Source organism: Nitrospina gracilis Nb-211, assembly GCF_021845525.1.
Lineage (GTDB): Bacteria > Nitrospinota > Nitrospinia > Nitrospinales > Nitrospinaceae > Nitrospina > Nitrospina gracilis_A.
Genome location: NZ_JAKJKD010000001.1, coordinates 2,744,297 through 2,762,361, shown reverse-complemented (window position 1 = coordinate 2,762,361; position 18,065 = coordinate 2,744,297). Strand labels below are relative to the sequence as shown.

Genomic DNA, 18,065 nt, shown 5'->3' with positions numbered 1-18,065 from the left:
ATCAACTGCGGGGACGGATTCGGTAGAAGTATCCATCGAGAGCGGCGAAACTGCCGTTGCGGACCACGCCCAGAAAGGTTCTGGCCTTGTCCTCCGACACTGAGTCGAGAATGGTCTCCATCTCTTCGTGGGAAACGTCCTCCCATTCCTGGCAATCTGCGGAGCGTTCTATGGGATAGGGTGAAATGTCTTCCATTTTGATTTTGTACTTATCCATTCGCATTTCGGGTTCACATCCTTCTTCTTACAGAGGGGCTCTCATCGTGGAAACCACGATATATATACCACAACCCGAAGGGAATGGAATGGATAACTGACGGGGCCGGAGCCGCCTGCCGGGAAAACCGTCGCGTGCCCTCAACCCCCTGAGCCGGAAGGCTTGTGTTTCAGCGCCGCGGAATTGATGCAGTAGCGCAGGCCCGTGGGAGCGGGGCCGTCGTTGAACACATGACCCAGGTGCGCGTCGCACCGCGAACACAACACCTCGGTACGCCGCATCCACAATGTGCGGTCTACTTTTTCCGCCACGGCGTCTTCCGTCTGCGGCGAATGAAAGCTCGGCCAGCCGGTGCCGGAATCGAACTTGGTATTCGCGTCAAACAACGGCTGATCGCAACACGCGCAATGGTACATGCCGGGGGCTTTGGTGTTCCAGTACTCCCCGGTGAAGGCCGGTTCGGTGCCGTGCTGGCGGCAGATTCGGTACTGCTCCGGGCTCAGTTGCTCCTGCCATTCCTTGTCGCTTTTCTGAATTTTATCCATAACGCCACTTGTCGGAAAGGGTGAAGAAGTTATTGGATCTCCCGCGCCAGGATGTTGGCGTAGTCCCGTATGCGTTGCACGTAGCGGACCGGTTCCCGCCCGCGGGCATATCCGTATTTCAGCTTTTTATAATATTTTTTTTGGCTGAGCAAGGGAAGCACTTCCCGCAACTCCGCCCAGGAGTACGGGTCCTTTCCCAGCTCGCGCGCCAGCTTCTGCGCGTCGTGCATGTGGCCGCGGCCCACATTGTAGGCGGCGAGGGCCAGGTAGGTGCGGTCGGGTTCCGGAATTTTCTTGTGAAACCGTTGTTTGAGCTCATGCAGATACTGCGCCCCAGCCATGATGCTGGCCTTTGCATCCATGCGGTTTTTCACTCCCAGCGATTTGGCGGTGACCAGCGTGAGCATCATGATGCCGCGCACGCCTGTCGGGCTTTTGGCGCGCGGGTTCCAATGGGATTCCTGGTACGCTTGTGCCGCGAGCAGGTTGTGCGGCAGGCCGAATCTTTCCGAAGCTTTCTCGAACAGGTCCTTGTAGTTCGGGTAGCGCTTGCGGATATGCCGTTTGAAGGTGGCGATGTTGACGTAATCGAATTTTGGAATGTACTTGTAGTACTTTGCCATGACCGAGTCGAAGTCGCCACTGCGGCTGAATTCCGTGAGCCAGTTGTCAATTTCTTCACGCAAATCGTCGGCTGACTGCGGCAGAACCCATGCCAGCGGTTCGGGCTGGGTGAGGTCGAACTGCACGGTGAGCTCGGGAAAATAACGGCGGTTGATTTTCACGATGGTGGAATCGGCGACGGTGCAATCGATTTCCTTTTCCCAGACCTGTTCAAAGATTTCCTCCGTATCCGCATCGGTGGTGACTTCCCAGTTGAGGCCCGGATGTTTGGATTTCAAGCGCTCCAGATTTTCCTCATAGCTGGTCCCCGCCACCACCACCAGGTTCACTTTCTGCTCAATCAACTCCTTCAGCGAGTCCGGTTGCACGTTGTGGCGGCGGCACACGACCTGTTGCGTCACTTCCTGGTAGGTGGGGCCAAACAGGAACTGTTTGCCCCGCACTTTGGTTTTGGTGATGCCCGCGGCGGCAAGATCTCCTTCGCCATTATTTATGGCGTCGAGGATTTCGGTCATCGAATCCTTGATAATGAATTGCGGCTCGACACCCAGCCTTTTGGCGAATCCGGCGACAAGATCGTATTCCGGCCCGGTGGGGTTGCCCTGCGCGTCGAAATGATAGGTGGTGGGGGCATTGCGGGTGAGGACCACCAGCTTGCCGGATTCCTGGATGTCCTCCAGGCTTCTATGGTTTCCCCCCAGGGGATTGCTGCATCCCGAGGCGATGAGGAGAATCAGAGCGGCAAGACATGTTTGTTTGCAGAGCGGCATGATCGAGAGATGGATGGTTTTCGATATCTTTCATTCCCAGTTCGCACTTATACAGGGTAAAAAAAGAAAGTTCCGAAAACAAGAGCCGTGACGAAAAAGATAACGGGAAGGAAAAACGATTGTACTTCAGAAATTAAAAAACAGTTGAATGAGGCTCAAGATCAGCAACGCACCCAGGCCGCGCAGGGTTTTCGGATGACGTTGCAACAGGGGTTGCGGTTTTGCGGGGTCATTGGGTTCGACGCCAGAAGGTCGAGAGGCTCCGGCGCTCTGCTTTTTTTCTTCCACTCGAATGCGAAGCGCCGCCAGTGCAAACACAAGGAGCCCGACACCGGCCAGCTTGATCCCTGCACCGAAAGGGGGCGGTGCGAAACGGAACACTACCTCGGCCGGACCCGCCGGCACCGCCACCGCCATGAAGTTGTGATGCGCGCGCAGGATCGGCGCCGCGGTGCCGTTAACAGCGGCCTGCCACCCAGGATGATAGCTGTCGTTGAAAAACACCAGCCCGGGTTGGGCAGAGGAAACGGAAACGCGCAGTTCATCGGAAGTGACGGTTTCGTAATCCAGGCGGCGACCTTCACCGGCCTGCATGTCCGGCAGGCCGGGATCGGTATTCAGGATGAGGATTTGCCTGGGGTCGAACTCCGGTGCCTTGAGTCGTTTCAATGCATCGTCCTCGAGTTCCAGCACTTCATAACGGGAGAACCACATGAAGCGCGACAGCGGTTCCGGCCGCACGTGCAGGACGCCGGTATCCGGACGATATGCGTACTTCACACCGAACAGATCGAGGAAGCGTGGATCCGTCTGGTCGGTGTAAGCGCCTTTCCACAATTTCAGTTTATTGAAGTTGTTATAGAGCCTTGTGTAATAGTGGGAAGTCAGGTTGACGTAACCACCGTACGAGCGCACGCCGTACAACTGCCAGTAGGCGCTCAACGGTTCGTCACGGCCGAACATGGCCTCGAATAAGGGTGGACGCAGCAGGCCCGCCGGACGGTTGACGCGATAGTGTTGCAACTCGAGATCGCTGAGAGATACGGCGCGCCCGTCTTCCAGGTGCAGAGGACGGGCTTGCGGGTACAGGGTGGAACCGGCGTAAAACGGATTCATGACATAAAAGCTGTGGAGCTTGAACGCCGGGACCAGGTCGAGGATCAACAGGGCCGCCAGCAGACAGAAGGCGGTGTTGGCGGTGATGCGTTGCTGACGGCGGTAAATCAAAATCAAAAGAAACGCACCGAACACGATGAACAGCTTGCCCAGACCCATCAGCCCGATCAGTCCGACTGCCGGCTTCGATAAAAATTTCAGGGGCGTCTCCACCCAGGCGCCCAGCGTCACCCCCAGCAGTAAGGCGAGTACGCCGCCGCTCACCATTTGAAAAAACGGGCGCCGTCCGAGACCGTTCTTCATGATCGCCATGCAGAACAGAAAGATCAACGCGAGCGACGTGTAGAGCGTCACCGCAAAATAAAGGGTGGTGCCGTCATGCAACAAGTCCGGCGACCCGTCCGCCAGAACCGGCCAGCACAAGGCGGGTGCGAGCAGTGCGGCGACAGCGATGGCTGTGGTCACGCGGTGTGCTTTCTCTGGATGGTGCGCCGTCATCCAGCACCACCCCGACATCACCGCCAGGAACAGGATCAATACCGGCCGGGCTGCGCTGAATGGCCACGAGTAGAAAAGCGTCCAGATCATCCCCGCCACTCCCGCAAGCGCGATGACTGTAAAGAAAAGGACAAACTGCTGGCGACCGGTCATGAGGGTTTGGGAAGGGGTGCCCTCCAATTGACAGCCCACGTGGCCGACGAACATGCAGAACCCGATGGGCGGCAACAGCAGAAACAGGCTCATGTGAAAATACGGCCAGAACAGGATTTTCATCAGCGTTTCGAACGGTTCGTTCCAGCCGACGAAAGCCAGAAACACCACGACCACGTACCCCGCCCAGAAATTGGCGCGGCCTTTGAGCGGCAGGCACAATCCCAGCACCGCCAGCAGTCCCGCCACGATGCCGAAGTAATGCGGCGCCCAGGGCTGATCTTTGGTAATGCCCAAAGAGGCGATGACCCCCGCCTCGGTGACGTCGTTGATGCCGAACACCTCTGGGACGAGCAGGCGGAGCCAGAAGTTCGGCGCTTCAATGAAAAACAGGGGATAGCGGTTGGGCGGCGTGGCCAGTTGTTTCAGATCGACCAGGAACGGCAGAAGGTGTGGCATGATCCACAATCCGCTCACCGTCATGGCGGCCAGACCGATGAGAAGCGGCTGTATGCGTTGCCCTTTCGGAAAGTGCGAGATCAGCCGGTACACCGCAAGCAGCCCGATCAGGAACAGCGCGTTGACGGCGTACACCAGGTTATCGCAGATCAGCATCACGAAAAGCGACAGGGTCAGCCAGATGAAATTCGCCATGAGACCGCGTCGTTCGTAAGACCAGATCAGGTACAGCGAGACCAGCATCATCAACCACAGGTTGACGCCGCCGACGGAGGTGAGCCCCCACATGGTGAATCCCGAAAGCAGAAATGTTACCGAGGCGAAAAACGCCCACTTGCGGTTGTGAAATTCTTCCTGGAACAGCAGGTAGGAAACCACGCCGGTCAGGTAGAACGCGAAGAACTGGTAAAGGGTGAATGCGAAAAACAGGTGGGACTCAGGCACCAGAAACAGCGGCCAGCGCAAGGGGTTGAGTTCCGGGAACAGGGCGTAGAGCGTGGTGCTCATGCCACCGGAGAGGTATGGGTTCCACAGGTCCAGCGTGCCGTCGAGCAGGTTGCGTTTTGCCTGGATCATCATCGGCAGGTTGAGATGGATGCCGTCGAACCCGCCGGCAAAGATATGCCCGAACAGGAAAAACGGGGAAAAGCAGAACGCCGCGATGATCAGGTGCAGAAAGAAATAAAAATCGTTGCCGCGGCGATCCAGCTCGGCCGTCCAGCGGGACAGGAAGGGAATGGATGCGTTGTCTTTGGGATCCAACGGGTCTCCATCAGAAACGTGAATGCGTGAACATCCTTTCTACTGTAATGGATTGCCGGCGGGGTTTCAGCTTAAAACTGGAACGCCCCATGCAGTCTGCCGGAAGTGGACGGCGTCTTCACAAACGTGGTAAACAGGTGTCACGTACACCTTCCGCCCGGGATCGCAGTGTCCGGGCGGTGCGCATTTCCTTTGTTACGAAAGCGGAAGCCTTATGTCGGATTGGTATGTATACCTGGTGCGGGTGCGGAACGGGAGCCTTTACACGGGCGTGACCCGGGATGTGGAACGCCGCCTGTCTGAGCACGAGGCCGGGGGGCCGCGCGGCGCCAAGTTCTTTCGCGGCAAGGGTCCGCTGGAACTGGTGTTTCAGGAGAGCGTGGGAGAGCGCTCACAGGCGCTCCGTGCCGAGGCGGCCATCAAAAAACTGCGCAAGGCGGAAAAGGAAAAGCTGGTTCGGGGCGAGGTAGCGTTGCACGCCCTGCTGGCGTCGCCCGACCCGCGGATCGAGAACAAATGATCCATATAGAACCCGCCGCATAGGAGTCACTCGCGTTCCTCGTGAGCGGACTTCTGATGATGTTGTGTTTCGGCGCCTGCTGAGCGGGCCTCGCAACGCGTTATTTTTTGTTCCAGCGACAACAACGGGATTTGAAGAGATCCCGGCCCGAGTGCGGCTCAGGGGCCGGTGCGCCGTTTGTAAATGGAGATGCCGAACCCTTCCTGCGTGAACGGCGGCGGCCCGATCTGTTGCACCCGTTCAAACTCGGTTTGCACCCACTGGTTCAGCGCCGTGCCGTAATTTTTCCCGAAGAAGGGGAAACCGAAATGCGAATGGTCCGCATGCACCAGCGCGACGTAGTCCGGTAGCGATTGTTTCAACCGCGCCAGCATGGCCAGCTCTCTATCAAGCAGAATGGCCAACGGGTTGAAGGCGGTGTCGCGTGTCGGGAAGCGGCGTTTCAACTGGTAGTTGAGCATCATGGCATCCGGCAGGGTCAACAGTGTGTCGGTGGGTTTCATGCGGGCATCAAGCCACTCCATCGCATATTGCAAAACCAGGCCGCGGGTGATGAAGTGGCCGGTGTGGTCCTTCCCCCGCGGGGTGTAATCGTAAATCATGTCCGGTCCCCGGCCTACAGGAAATGTTTTGTGGGCGTAGTGGCTGGACGAAAGATGCACGAACACACCGATGGTGAACAGAAATGCGGCGTAGATCACCGGTTGCAGTAAGGAGCGGGCAGGCGGAGCCGGGTCCACGCGCGGCAACCAGCACCCGAATACGAGGACGATCATGGCCAGCGTGGCGGGCAGGGCCAATGCGAAACCGATGTGGTGCATCTTCAAATTCAAAATCACCTTGAGCGTCATCGCCAGCGCAAACCCCATCAGCACCCAGAACGGCAGGTGGGTCAAAACAAAATGCCTGCGGTTCTCACTCTTAAAAAACCGGGCGGCACCCAGAGCGAAAATGACGATAAGGGCAAGCGGAAAGGATCGGGTGATCTCCAGCCAGGGGATGAGAGGATAGAGGGCCCACAGGCCGGCCAGAGTGGTGACGACGGCGGCGATCTGGAATGTCCGAATCCGGTTTTCCGGCAATGTGAAGGCCCGGTTGATTCTGTGCAGGGTGTACCCCACAATCAAAAAAGCGGACAGATGCACTCCCATGGCGGCAAGCGATTCGCCTAAAGAAGAGGTGCCCAGGATGGAGGAATAAAAGGCGATTTTTTTCACTCCGGGATGAAACACGCGGGCGTAGGGAGAAAGCAGAGATTGCACCGCGTCGCCCAACGGCATCTGCACAGCGAAATACAAAAGAAAACATGCGAAAGGGATGACCCAACCCACTGCGATAAGCATTCCGTTTCGCAGACAACGCCCGCATTCGATGGACTTCGCGTAATGCCATGCCACCAGTCCGAACATGAGGGACGCCGACAACGCAACGAACACCTCCACTTTGGTGAGGAACGCGAGTCCCCACACCAACCCGATGGCCAACCAGGTTTGCGGACGCAATCGGTCCATGTCCCACACAAACAGGTACAGCGCCGCGAAACTCAGCATAACCCCATAGGTGAGGTCGTACACGTAAGGCGTGACGAAGTTCAGCCCCGCCCAGCCCCGGTGGCAGGCGAAGGCGAACGCCCCGACAAACGTGATCTGACCCAGCCGCGCGGCGGGCGCCGGGGCGAGGTGTTTCAGAAATGCGTTCAGCAGGATGGCGGTCAGGACGATCAGAATGAGGTTGAACACCGCGAGGTACACGATGCCGGGGCCGAACAGATAAAAGAGGAGCGCATGCACGTAGGCGGCAAGCGGGCCGTGGAAGTCATCGACGTCCCGGTACAACACCGCACCTTCCGACAGCACCCAGGGCAGGTATGCCTGTTGACCGAAGTCGATGATCGGGTCGGCCCACCTCTGCCAGCTCACCACCGTCAAATAAATAAAAACGAGGAGGGTCAGGCCGGGGCCCGGAAAAAACCATAACAAGATTTTGCGGATACGTGGGGTCATTCCAGCCTGAAGGTTGTGGCCTAAGGATCGAAGCAGGAACGGTGCGGGGGTGGCCGCCTCTTTTGATGATAACGGCTATTCCGGGAATTGTCTTTTAATTATTGGAGCGCCGGGGAGCCGCTCCGCAGAGATGGGCCAGCCGTATCAGGGGAATGACATCATCCCGGAAGGTAAGGGAGGAACTTAGAAATTGGTTTTCTGGTGCATCTTGTAATAAAACTTCTCGAGGTCTTTCACCGACAGCATGCCGACGACCTTGCCGTTGTCGGTGACGGCGAGGTGACGGATGACCTTTTCTTCCATCAGCATAGTGGCGCGCCCGACCGTCTCCTTGCGGTCGATGGTGATAATGGGCGAGCTCATCAGGTCGCCGACTTTCACTTTGTGCGGGTCGGCCTGGCCTCCCATGGTCAGGTGCATCCAGTCGGTTTTGGTGAAGATGCCCTTGAATTCCCCGTCGATCTGAATGAGCAGGGCGCTCACCTTGTTCTGATACATCTTGTCCACCGCATCGAAGGCGGTGGTCTCCGGCCCCGTGAAGAACAGGGTCTTGCTCATCTGGTCGCCTACGGTGTTTCCGGTGGTCATGCCGACTCCTTTTGAAAGACGATGGTTGGTGTTTGAGCCACAGGTGCTGGGAGTTGTTCCCCCATGAAGTGGCGCGCCTGGGGCGATTCGAACGCCCGACCTACGGATTAGAAGTCCGTTGCTCTATCCAGCTGAGCTACAGGCGCTTGCGGGGTATCCGTCGGGCTGTATTGTAGCACAAAATCCCGAAAGGTCCGTCCGGTGCGGCCGGCCCGCTTTCCTCAGGGTTGCGGGTCCACGCCGGCGCGTTGATGGAGGTGATCCATTCAAATATGGCGGACCAACGTCCCGGTTCCAATCGGTGGCCCGCAATGGACGGCTCCTCTCAAAAAAAATCCCCCGCCGGGTTTCGGCAGGGGATTGGGTGGGGGCTGATTTGTAATGCGGGATCAATGTCCATGCTCGTTGCCGGTATGGGCGTGACCGTGATCCAGCTCTTCCTTCGTAGCCTCGCGCACTTCCAGAATCTCGATGGAGAAATGCAGGGTCTCGCCGGCGAGCGGATGGTTGGCGTCGATCTTCACCTGCTCGTCGCCTACGGAGAGGACGGTGAAGATCTGCTGTTTTTCACCCATGTCGGCGGTGAACTGCATGCCGGGCTGGATGTCCACGTCCGGGGGGAAATGCTTGCGCTCGATCTCCATCACCAGGCTGGGGTTGACGCTTCCGTAGGCATCCTCCGGTTGCACGGTGATGTCTTTCTTATCGCCGGAGTTCAAGCCTTCGAGGCCGGTTTCCAGCCCGGGGATGATCTGCCCTTTGCCGTGCAGGTACACCAGAGGCTGGTCCGCCCCGGCTTGATCCAGTTCGGCGCCTTCCTTGTTTTTCAAAGAGTAGCTGAGTGTGACGACAGAATCCTTCTTAATCATAATTTACCTCTGGGATTTGTTATGAACCCGGTCCGCAAAGATTTGGTTTTGGACAGATACGCAAAACGCCCCGGCACGGCGATTCCTTTTGGGATCATGCACGGGAACTGGAAAAAGGAGTGCGGGGAATGAAAAGCGACCTGACGGTAAACTCTGCCTTTATATGCGGAGTCTCCTACGGTTCGTAGTTGAAATTAAATGGGCTCCTGCTAAGTGATTTGGCAATGACGGTCATGCGGGAGACTTCCATTTTATAGGTTGCGGCCGAATCGACCTGTCTCTTACCACCATACCGGAAATTTCTCAGATTTCAAGGTCGGTGCCGGGAGCGCCGGGCAAGGCGTGCGTTTTCAAAACGCTGGGAAAAAAGAATTGCCGCGCCCCCGGGTGGGGTTCGGCTACAACCGGCGGTGGAAAGGGGAGGTCCGTCCTGCGCAGATAAAAAAAGCCGGGACGCCAAAGCGCCCCGGCTCTGTTCAGCAACGGCAGGAAAACGATTACTCGTGTTTTTCCTTGTCGTCCTCGTCGTCTTCATCGTCGTCGTCGTCTTTCTGGACGTCATCAGACAGAACCAGAACGCTGCCCTGGTCGAGAGCTTTGGATGCGAAGGCGAATGCGGTGGAAGACAGAGACAACAGCATGGAAATGAGGGTGATCAAAAACAGCAAAGCGATTTTTTTCATTTCAAAAGAATCCTTAATGTTTAAAAGGGTTGATACCATTGGTTGATTCATTCCTGGAAGGTGTGTTTATCCTAGGCGACCGTGTGGATAAACCTCCATGCTCTCCTCAAAAGTTGATATTCAGGACAGACCAACTTGGCGCCGGAAGCATCGGTTACTCCCCACGGCCCATACGCCCGGGTCTATAGGCGAGCGCGGCGGGAATGCACTTCCGGCGTAAACCCAGCAATCCGACTTCAGCACGCTCAACGGCGGCCGGGGTCGGATTGAAAACCTGTGTTGCTTAAAGGAAACCTGTAGCGAAAAGTGACTGTTCCAGCTTGTCGGTGACGGCAAAGTCGGTCATGTCTTCCCGGGGTAGGAAGCACGCAGGGTGAGGAGACCCGTCGTAAAGCAAAAAAGAATGAAGAACGCAGTGCGCGAACATCTTGTGTAAGGAACAGTTTCCAAGGAGTCAATTTGACTCTATTAGACGGTATTCCCAATCAAAATCAAACAAAAAAATGCGCGTTTTTTAAAAAAAACGGCTGAGCCAGCTAAAATCAAAGGCATTGAAATTAAAGGCGTTATTTTTCTATGGCGACCGCGGGGGTGCGGGTAGGCCGGGCGGATTTTTTGGAGAGCGGTTTTAGAACGGCAGTTTGAAGTCTTTCAGCAGATCGCCCGCCGGACCCGGCAGTTTGGGAAGCAGGGCTTTCTGCGTGACTTCACCCAGCAAGTTCTGCAAGGACGATTCGCGGGAATCGAGAAGCTGGCGCAGGTCCACGAGATTGGCCAACGCGCCGGAGGAATCTTTCAACGGGCCCTGGGTTTTTTCCAGAATGGCGGCGTTCAGTTTGCCTTCGAATTCTTTGACCTTGTCATCGAACACGCCCCGGATGGCCCGGTTCAGCGTGCGGTCGAGATCGGATTCGACTTTCACCGCGTAATCATTCACCGTTCCGGATACGAGGAAGTTGAGATAAAACTTGCTGACCGAGTTGAGGGTCTTCTGCATGATATCCGCCAACTCGCCGCTCTCGGACTGCGTCCATTTCATGTTCATGTCACGCGTCTGCACGTGAATGTTTCCGGTCAGCGCATCCTCGCTCACAATGTTGAACGTGCTTTCGATGTCGGCGCCGCCTTGTTCCACCTTCACCGCTTTGCCGGTTTCAAATCCGGTCAGCTTCAATCCCCCGATGCGCGTCTTCAATGTGTCGCGACCGGTGGAGCCGGTGCGGTCCACCGTGAGGTCGAGATTGAGGCGGTCGAACTTTGCGTTGTTGCCGGCATCGAATTTCACGACCATCGGTTTTCCATGGATCTTCTGATTGTCGGAGAGGTCTTTCAGGTCGCCTGAAACCTGCTGACCGAAAAGCGTGATGGACAGTCTGCCGTGGCGCACCAGGAAGTCCGGCGTGGGTTTCGGTTTCAGAAACTCGATGGTCAGCCCCTTGCCGCGTTCCGGTGTTTCCGGTTCCGGCGTCACGGGTTCTTTTTTCTTCTTAAGGTAGGGTTTGGCTTTTTCGTAATAGCGGCGTGCCGTGTTGAGGTGGTCTTTCAACGGACCCGCCACCAGCGCCCCCACCATGCCGGTGCCGCCCTTGAGATCCAGCGAATACTTGCTCTTCAACCGTGCGAGATCTTTTTGCGGCAGGTCCTTGAGGTCCCGCACCATCGCCTTGGCTTTTTCCGTCTCCGCCTTCAGTTCCGATTTCAGATTTTTGATTTCATCGACGCGGCCCTCGATGTCACCCCGCAGGTTTTGGATGTCCGCGGTGATGGCTTGGATGTCTGCTGGACCGGAAATCTTTTTGGCGCGTTGCTTGATACCGTCGATCTTCTGTTTGATCTCCTCGATGGCGTCTTTGCCGTATCGGGTTTGAATGCGGTCTTCCCATTTGGTCTTGGTCGCATCGACGTCGCTTTTCACCTGCTGAATGCGTTCCAATGTTTCCAGCTTTTCGTTTTGCAGGATTTCCTTCGGCGATTTGAACTGCATGCCTTTCAGGACGTCGAGGCCGCCAAATCCCAGCGAGGAACCGCTGTCACCTTCTTCTTTCGGTTCTTCCTTTTTCTTCGCCGGTTTCTTGACCGGGAGCGCCGGGGTTTTGCGTTTGGTGTTGAAGGCGATGCCGTCCGCCGTCAGTTCGTCGATGATCAGTTTTTTGGAGAAGGCCTGGTTGAGGTCGAAGTTGAAGACGAAGTTGCCGACTTCGACGATGTTTTCATCGAGCTTCTCCGCGTTGGCGATTTCGATGCCGCGGATTTCGATGGAATGATCCAGCAGGGACGTTTTCACCGACCCCACATCCACCTGCGCGCCCAGCGCCTGCGAGCCCTGCTTTTCGATAGTGCTTTCGATCAGGCTGTCGAGAAACAACAGGAGGAACCCCGCGATCAGCCCCACCACGACCACGAATGGGATCAGTCCCCACCAGCGGATCAGGCCCGCCTTGCCGTTCATAGGGCCATCTCCACGGCGTCGGGAATTTTAAGGAACTTGAGGAACGGGATGCGGTCGATCAGTGCGTTGAACGCCAGCCGGTATTTGACGATGAGTTTGTTGAGCACAAAGATCAGGGGCAGGCCCAGACCGAGAGAAACCACCAGGCTTCCCATGACGATGGTGTTGTTGAGGTTGCCAAGCAGGAAGATGGGGCAACTGAAAAACTGCGTCCAGAATCCGTGCAGGCCTTCCGCGGTCAACAGGGCATAACCGATTTGGTGAAACAGGGGGTCGAGGAGAAACGCAAACAGCGTGCACCCGGCGAGGCTCAACAGAAACATGCCGAAATTGACGTTGAGAAAAAAAGCAAGAAGCAGGACGACCAGGTTGTGCAGGCTGAGAAGCGGGGTGAGGCCCGCCACCGCGCCCAGCACCAGCGCCACGCTGATCTGCCAGGGGCGTTGGTTGGAGTTGAGCGCTTTCAGGATTTTAATAATCCGGCTGAACACGTGCCCCCTCCCTCGTTGATGAAACCGGACGGTTCATTTTGAAAAATCTGAACACGGAATCAGTGTAACACAACCGCATGGGGTTCAAAGTTCCATTTTTGTCAGCAATTGACTTTCTTCCCGCCATTCTTTAAATGCGCGGGTTCCGGCTTCGCAAAAGCAATCACCGTGTCTCCCGGTGCCGGTTCTGCGGCAAAGTTTTCGGATCCGAACGCCAGTTTCCCTTTCCCCGTAAGCAGGATCAGGTAATACGGCGATTGCAGTTTGGCGACGAACGCATCAAAAGTATGTTCCTCGGTCAACTTCGATTTTTGAAAGGTCCAGCCCTGGTAATAGCAGCTCATCAACACTTCGAAGCGGGCCTCGTCGTCAAACGCGATGCGGCCCAGGTGGGCGCTGTGCACACCTTTATCTTCGTCTACTTTTTTTGCATGGAAAGGCAATTGGTACACCCGGTCGCGGCCGAAATGATGGATGAACGCGTTGCAGACGAGCGCGTTGTAGGCGTCGTTTTCGGATGCGGCCAGCAGGTAGCCCATCTCCGCCAGGTCCATATTCTGCTCGCTGGTTTCGGAGAGGATTTCGCCGTAGTGGACCGGCAGGCCGCGCAGGCGCGCGTCTTTCAGGCGGTGCCAAGCGCCGTCCACCAGAACGACCGGCAAATCCAGTTCGCGCAACACCGACGCCAGCTCCGTGGTCCACGGATTGGCGCCGACGATCACCACGCCCTCCTGTTTGTCGGAAGACAATTCGAGCCTGCGTGCCAGCCATTCCAGCGACAGCCCGTGCAGGACGACGGTGAACACGATGACGCCGAACACCAGCGGCAGAAGGGACACCGCATCGTCGTAACCCCGTTCGATGAGGCGCGGCGCAAACAACCCGGCGACGGACGCGGCGACGATGCCGCGCGGCGCGATCCATCCCAGCAATAAGGTCTCATTCCATTTCAACCCCGCGCCCAGCGTGCCCAGCCCCACCGCCAGCGGCCGCACTAGAAACAGGATGGAGAGAATGAATCCCAACGCCCGCCAGTCCAGGTTGGCAAAATGTTTTGCTTCCAATTCCGCCGTGAGCAGGATGAACACCGTCGCCACCAGGAGCGTGGTGATGTTTTCCTTGAACCTGCGCAGTTCATAGAAGATGAGCATGCGGATGTTGCCCATGGTGATGCCGAGCACCGTCACCGCCAGCAGGCCCATTTCCTCCGCCAGCAGGTTGGCGATGCCGAACAGCGAGATCACCATGCACAGCACCATGGGGATTTTCAGAAACTCCGGTACGTGGCCTTTCTCGAAGGCGAACTTGAGGAACAGCCCCCCCGCGATGCCCAGGGCGATCGACCCGGCAATGGCCAGCCCGAAATGCGCAAGGATGGACTGCGTGGTCTGCGCGGCGTCGTGGGTGAGGATCTCCGCTACCAGCACGGCGAGCAGGACGCCGATGGGATCGTTGATGATGCCTTCCCATTTGAGCACCGATGCGGTGCGCGGCGACAGCTTGGCGTGGCGCACCAGGGGCAGGATGACCGTCGGGCCCGTCACCACCAGGATCGCCGACAGCAGAACCGACACCGGCACCGACAACCCCGCCACCCAGTGACAGGCGGCGAAGCCGAATCCCCACGACAAGGGCAGGCCGAGCAGGATGATTTGTTTCACCGCGCGGCCGGATTGGCGCAGTTCGTGGAAGCGCAGGTTCAGTCCGCCTTCGAACAGGATGATGGCGATGGCGAGCTTGATGAGTGCCTGCAGAAGCGGGCCGAAGTCTTCCGACGGGTCCACCCATCCCCACGCCGGACCGATCAGCACCCCCGCCGCGAAAAACAGCACGATGGACGGGATACGGATGCGCCATGCCAGCCAGTGCAGGCTGATGCCCAGGATGATGACGCCGACCAGTTTTTGCAGGGTGAAATCCAACTGTGGAGTCCTGTGTGCAGGGGATTCTAGGGGCCTTTATGAACTCATTATTGTAAAGCAATCCCTGTAGAAAGAAACACGATCCTTTGGAGCGCAGTTAGGTAAAGGAAAAATAAGAGAGGGCGGAAACAGTGGGTGGCTGAAAACCGGTCAGGGCCCGCGTAAGGGGACCTCAGCGCGGGCCCTTGCCTATGTGTGGCCACGGGGAACGGACGGTCCGTGGTCAACGCTTATGTGTGACCGCTGTGACCACGGTGCAGCGGGCAGGTGTTGAGATTGAAAATGGCATACAGCGGGCACCATCCGAAAGCTCCGGTCAGGATGGGAACGAATGCGATCACACCCAGCGTGATGCCCCAAGGCCCTCCCGTCACCCAGCCTGCGGCGAGCAGGGCGATGCCAACCGCCACACGTACCCAGCGATCCTTACGACCTACGTTTGCCGTCATCATGACAACCTCCTTTCAGTCCGGTCTTGCTTCCTGCGGAGGCATTCCTGCCTCCATTATTAAGATGATGCCGGGACCCGCCGGGGGCCACTTTTTTAGCGGGGTGAGGGCGGGATTCGAGGCGGCGGGGGAGGTTGCGAGCGGCTATCGGGAAGCACCGCTCCCGCGCCTCAAAAAGTAAAATCGGGGGTGCGAATCTGGTCATTGGCCGGACGGGGGATGGTGTACAATGGCCCGGAATTAAAAGCGACCAACCAGGGATGGTTCATTGGCCACACGCGTTCCTAAAATCGATTCGTTCGACCTGAAGCCCCAACGCAAACTGGCGGGAAAATACGAGGTGCTTTCCAAACTGGGGGCCGGTTGGGAAGGCGAGGTGTACAAGGTGAACGAGATCAGCACCGGCATTGAACGGGCGGCGAAGCTGTTTTTTCCGCAGCGCAACGTGCGCAACAAGGCGGCGCGGGTGTATGCGCGCAAACTGCACAAACTGCGCCGGTGTTCCATCCTCATCCAGTATCACACCAAGGAAATCATCACCTACCGGCGCACTGCGATCACCGCGCTGATCTCGGATTACGTCGAGGGCATCCTGCTCTCGGAGTTCTTGAAGAAGATGCCCGGAAAGCGCCTGCCGCCGTACCAGGCCACGCACCTGCTCTACGCGCTGGCCAAGGGCATCGAGGAAATCCACCTGCTCAACGAGTACCACGGCGATCTGCACAGCGACAATATCATCGTCAACAAATTCGGCCTGAGCTTCGAGATCAAACTGCTCGACCTGTACAATTCCACCGACGCCAAGCTGGCCAACATGCGCGATGATATTTGCAGTCTGGTGCAGATCTATCACGAGTGCATGGGTGGGCGGAAGCATTACCGCAAACTGCCGCAGACGGTGAAGGACATCTGTTGCGGGCTCAAGCGGTCGTTGATCCTGAAAAAATTTCGCACCGTCTCCCAACTGCGGGAACACCTGGAACTTTTGGAATGGGAGTACGATTGGTGAGGTGGAGCGGTTGGATGTGGCTGGGCGCGTGGTTGGTGTTGAACCTGTGGGCGGAACCGGCTCACGCTCAGCGTCAGGAATTCGATCCGGAAAAAGCTCGGCAGGAATGCGCCAGCGGCGTCACCATCTACTGCCTCGCTCTCGGCATGGAAGCGGAGCGGGCGGGTGACCGCGAACTGGCTCTCGATTATTACCGCATCGCGTGCACCAGCCATCCGACACCCGGCCACCTGCGCGCCTGCACGCCCCTGCTTTATCTTTCCCGACAGATGGACCAGCTGGAAGAAGAGGCGCGGCCACTGCAAAAACGCTGTCAGGATGGGGACAAACAAACCTGCTTTTACCTCGGCAAGGAGTACCTCAAGATCGGCGAACTGAATCGGGGAAGCGACCTGCTTCTGCCGCTTTGCCGCGAGGAGTACCTGCCCTCCGATCCCAATGATTACGGCGCGTGTTACCACATGGCGCGCGGTTACGAACGGGCCCAGCATTACGGACGGGCACAGGAGTTGTTCGACCTGGACTGCAAACGCAACCCCGCCAAGGCGAGGGGCAGTTGCGAAGCGCTGTTGCGCATGGCGTACGTCCGTCAGGAAAGCGAAAAGGTTGCATGGAGCCAGGTGCAGGAATTTCAGTGGCTGGAAATCGCGCTCGGCGTGCTGGCGGTGATGCCGATAGTGGGAACGTGGTTGTGGTACCGCAATAAACCATGGGCGTGGCGGTGCCTGCGGGCGGGACCCGTCATCGCCGGAATCTGCCTGGTGCTGTGGGAGCTCGCACCGAAGGAAAGCGACCTGCCGCCCGCGGACCGCATCGTGAGCGTGCTTTCGTTTCTCGCGGTGGTGGGCCTCGCCGCGATGGCGCACCAGAAATTGCAGGACGCGCAGGAGACTTCGCCCCCGCTCCCGCCCCCGCCAGGCACGTCATCCCCCGGTCCGCAGGGTTGATACGTTACGTTCCTTCAAGAACCTTGGACAAAAAAAAGCCCGGCCTTCAACAGGCCGGGCTCGTTGTCCGGTAATGCGTAAAAAGCGGATTACTGGATGCTGACCAGCTTGATGTCGAAGATCAGAGTTTTGCCTGCCAGCATGTGGTTGGCGTCCAGCGTGGCCATGTCGCCCTGAATGTCCTTTACGGTGACAATGTTGCCCTGACCGTCCATCAATTGTGCGCCGGACGTCACCTGCGGCGGCAGTTTGCTTGTTTCGATCTGGAAAACCAGCTTGTCGTCGTACGGGCCATAGGCTTCGTCCGGCGACATGGTGACGGTCTTGGATTCGCCCACCTTCATGCCCATCACGGCCTTGTTCATGCCGGAAATGATCTGTTGGGTGCCGACGGTGAACTTCAGCGGTTCGCGGCCTTCCGATTTGTCAAACACCGTATCGTCCTGCAGTTTTCCGGTGTAATGGATCTCGATCACATCGCCTTCCTTCACCGTGCGGTCGCCCGCCCATACCGGGGACGTCACGAGCAACAGGGCCGCGAGCCCGAGAAACCATACAGACCGAAACATACTTGCCTTTTTCATAAGTCACCTGATTTAAAGAGTGAGGGTTGACAGTTCGGGGTGCCACCATCCGAATCTGCGCCTTGAAAGCGAAGACCACGCGGAGCCATGCTTTCCAGTAATAGAAATGATCAACCAACAAAAAAATAACGGGGAAACAAGGAAGTGAAGGAGAGAGCCTGTCTCCAAGACCGCCTGCGCGGTTTCCCAGAATGAAGTCGTCTATGCGGTATAGGTAGGGGCGTGGCCATGCTGGATGGTTTCGGGTGCGTTTGCGAGGTGCCCTACCGGATGTAGCAATGAATCCAATCTATTAAGATTACTTTGACAGCAATGGTACTCGATTTCAAGCGAATTTCCGGCGGCAGGACAGCGCTTTTTATTCAGGCAAATCGGTAAGCCGCCGGTATTGCCAACATTTAAGCCGC

General features: G+C 57.3%; 16 protein-coding genes and 1 tRNA gene. 3 read left to right on the top strand and 14 right to left on the bottom strand.

All coding sequences use genetic code 11. The features are described from left to right. Position 1: 1 nt before the first annotated feature. From J2S31_RS12985 to J2S31_RS12970, 4 genes are all read right to left on the bottom strand, one after another. Positions 2–217, bottom strand: a complete 216-nt coding sequence (locus tag J2S31_RS12985; RefSeq protein WP_237099588.1) for a hypothetical protein — start codon at positions 215–217, stop codon at positions 2–4. A gap of 140 nt (positions 218–357) precedes the next feature. After that, on the bottom strand, positions 358–762 hold the full coding sequence (gene msrB / locus J2S31_RS12980) for a peptide-methionine (R)-S-oxide reductase MsrB (RefSeq protein ID WP_237099587.1): 405 nt from the start codon (positions 760–762) through the stop codon (positions 358–360). Between the two features lie 29 nt (positions 763–791). Then, positions 792–2,156, bottom strand: coding sequence for a membrane-bound lytic murein transglycosylase MltF (mltF, locus tag J2S31_RS12975; protein WP_237099586.1), 1,365 nt, complete (start codon positions 2,154–2,156; stop codon positions 792–794). Positions 2,157–2,282: 126 nt separating this feature from the next. Next, a complete protein-coding gene (locus J2S31_RS12970; RefSeq protein ID WP_237099585.1) occupies positions 2,283–5,144 on the bottom strand; it encodes a YfhO family protein in 2,862 nt (953 codons plus the stop codon). 214 nt (positions 5,145–5,358) lie between these two features. On the opposite strand from J2S31_RS12970, the gene J2S31_RS12965 reads away from it, so the two are divergent. Then, entirely contained in the window at positions 5,359–5,664 is a 306-nt protein-coding gene (locus tag J2S31_RS12965; protein ID WP_237099584.1) for a GIY-YIG nuclease family protein, read from the top strand. Between the two features lie 158 nt (positions 5,665–5,822). On the opposite strand, the gene J2S31_RS12960 is transcribed toward J2S31_RS12965, so the two are convergent. The 9 genes from J2S31_RS12960 to J2S31_RS12920 all read right to left on the bottom strand — a co-directional run bounded on the left by J2S31_RS12960 (position 5,823) and on the right by J2S31_RS12920 (position 15,121). Next, complete coding sequence (locus J2S31_RS12960; protein ID WP_237099583.1) at positions 5,823–7,667, bottom strand: glycosyltransferase family 39 protein; 1,845 nt, start codon at positions 7,665–7,667, stop codon at positions 5,823–5,825. Positions 7,668–7,850: 183 nt separating this feature from the next. Beyond that, complete coding sequence (locus J2S31_RS12955; protein ID WP_237099582.1) at positions 7,851–8,255, bottom strand: CBS domain-containing protein; 405 nt, start codon at positions 8,253–8,255, stop codon at positions 7,851–7,853. 69 nt (positions 8,256–8,324) lie between these two features. Next, a tRNA-Arg gene (locus J2S31_RS12950) sits at positions 8,325–8,401 on the bottom strand. A 243-nt stretch (positions 8,402–8,644) separates the two neighbouring features. Continuing rightward, positions 8,645–9,124, bottom strand: coding sequence for an FKBP-type peptidyl-prolyl cis-trans isomerase (locus J2S31_RS12945; RefSeq protein ID WP_237099581.1), 480 nt, complete (start codon positions 9,122–9,124; stop codon positions 8,645–8,647). A gap of 497 nt (positions 9,125–9,621) precedes the next feature. Continuing rightward, positions 9,622–9,807 carry a hypothetical protein gene (locus J2S31_RS12940; RefSeq protein WP_237099580.1) on the bottom strand — a complete coding sequence of 62 codons (186 nt, stop codon included), beginning with the start codon at positions 9,805–9,807 and terminating at the stop codon, positions 9,622–9,624. Between the two features lie 628 nt (positions 9,808–10,435). Beyond that, positions 10,436–12,256: a TIGR03545 family protein gene (locus J2S31_RS12935; protein WP_237099579.1), complete on the bottom strand. Its 1,821-nt coding sequence runs from the start codon at positions 12,254–12,256 to the stop codon at positions 10,436–10,438. Beyond that, positions 12,253–12,747, bottom strand: coding sequence for a TIGR03546 family protein (locus J2S31_RS12930; RefSeq protein ID WP_237099578.1), 495 nt, complete (start codon positions 12,745–12,747; stop codon positions 12,253–12,255). Before J2S31_RS12930 ends, J2S31_RS12935 begins: the two co-directional genes overlap by 4 nt. 101 nt (positions 12,748–12,848) lie before the next feature. Next, on the bottom strand, positions 12,849–14,669 hold the full coding sequence (locus tag J2S31_RS12925) for a cation:proton antiporter (RefSeq protein ID WP_237099577.1): 1,821 nt from the start codon (positions 14,667–14,669) through the stop codon (positions 12,849–12,851). Between the two features lie 230 nt (positions 14,670–14,899). Next, on the bottom strand, positions 14,900–15,121 hold the full coding sequence (locus J2S31_RS12920; protein ID WP_237099576.1) for a YgaP family membrane protein: 222 nt from the start codon (positions 15,119–15,121) through the stop codon (positions 14,900–14,902). A 265-nt stretch (positions 15,122–15,386) separates the two neighbouring features. On the opposite strand from J2S31_RS12920, the gene J2S31_RS12915 reads away from it, so the two are divergent. Together J2S31_RS12915 and J2S31_RS12910 are read left to right on the top strand one after the other, a co-directional pair. Next, positions 15,387–16,127, top strand: coding sequence for a protein kinase domain-containing protein (locus tag J2S31_RS12915; RefSeq protein ID WP_237099575.1), 741 nt, complete (start codon positions 15,387–15,389; stop codon positions 16,125–16,127). Further along, positions 16,109–17,074, top strand: a complete 966-nt coding sequence (locus tag J2S31_RS12910) for a tetratricopeptide repeat protein (protein WP_237099574.1) — start codon at positions 16,109–16,111, stop codon at positions 17,072–17,074. The genes J2S31_RS12915 and J2S31_RS12910 overlap by 19 nt, the downstream gene beginning before the upstream one ends. A gap of 89 nt (positions 17,075–17,163) precedes the next feature. Here J2S31_RS12910 and J2S31_RS12905 read toward each other — a convergent pair whose 3' ends face one another. After that, positions 17,164–17,643, bottom strand: coding sequence for an FKBP-type peptidyl-prolyl cis-trans isomerase (locus J2S31_RS12905; RefSeq protein ID WP_237099573.1), 480 nt, complete (start codon positions 17,641–17,643; stop codon positions 17,164–17,166). Positions 17,644–18,065 lie beyond the last annotated feature (422 nt).

Excerpts from the sequence above, each read along its gene's own strand:
- J2S31_RS12965 (WP_237099584.1), top strand. The coding sequence starts at position 5,359 with ATGTCGGATTGGTATGTATACCTGGTGCGGGTGCGGAACGGGAGCCTT.
- J2S31_RS12985 (WP_237099588.1), bottom strand. The coding sequence starts at position 217 with ATGGATAAGTACAAAATCAAAATGGAAGACATTTCACCCTATCCCATA.
- J2S31_RS12920 (WP_237099576.1), bottom strand. The coding sequence starts at position 15,121 with ATGATGACGGCAAACGTAGGTCGTAAGGATCGCTGGGTACGTGTGGCG.
- J2S31_RS12905 (WP_237099573.1), bottom strand. The coding sequence starts at position 17,643 with ATGTTTCGGTCTGTATGGTTTCTCGGGCTCGCGGCCCTGTTGCTCGTG.
- J2S31_RS12910 (WP_237099574.1), top strand. The coding sequence starts at position 16,109 with ATGGGAGTACGATTGGTGAGGTGGAGCGGTTGGATGTGGCTGGGCGCG.
- J2S31_RS12945 (WP_237099581.1), bottom strand. The coding sequence starts at position 9,124 with ATGATTAAGAAGGATTCTGTCGTCACACTCAGCTACTCTTTGAAAAAC.
- J2S31_RS12960 (WP_237099583.1), bottom strand. The coding sequence starts at position 7,667 with ATGACCCCACGTATCCGCAAAATCTTGTTATGGTTTTTTCCGGGCCCC.
- J2S31_RS12935 (WP_237099579.1), bottom strand. The coding sequence starts at position 12,256 with ATGAACGGCAAGGCGGGCCTGATCCGCTGGTGGGGACTGATCCCATTC.
- msrB (WP_237099587.1), bottom strand. The coding sequence starts at position 762 with ATGGATAAAATTCAGAAAAGCGACAAGGAATGGCAGGAGCAACTGAGC.
- J2S31_RS12940 (WP_237099580.1), bottom strand. The coding sequence starts at position 9,807 with ATGAAAAAAATCGCTTTGCTGTTTTTGATCACCCTCATTTCCATGCTG.
- mltF (WP_237099586.1), bottom strand. The coding sequence starts at position 2,156 with ATGCCGCTCTGCAAACAAACATGTCTTGCCGCTCTGATTCTCCTCATC.
- J2S31_RS12955 (WP_237099582.1), bottom strand. The coding sequence starts at position 8,255 with ATGACCACCGGAAACACCGTAGGCGACCAGATGAGCAAGACCCTGTTC.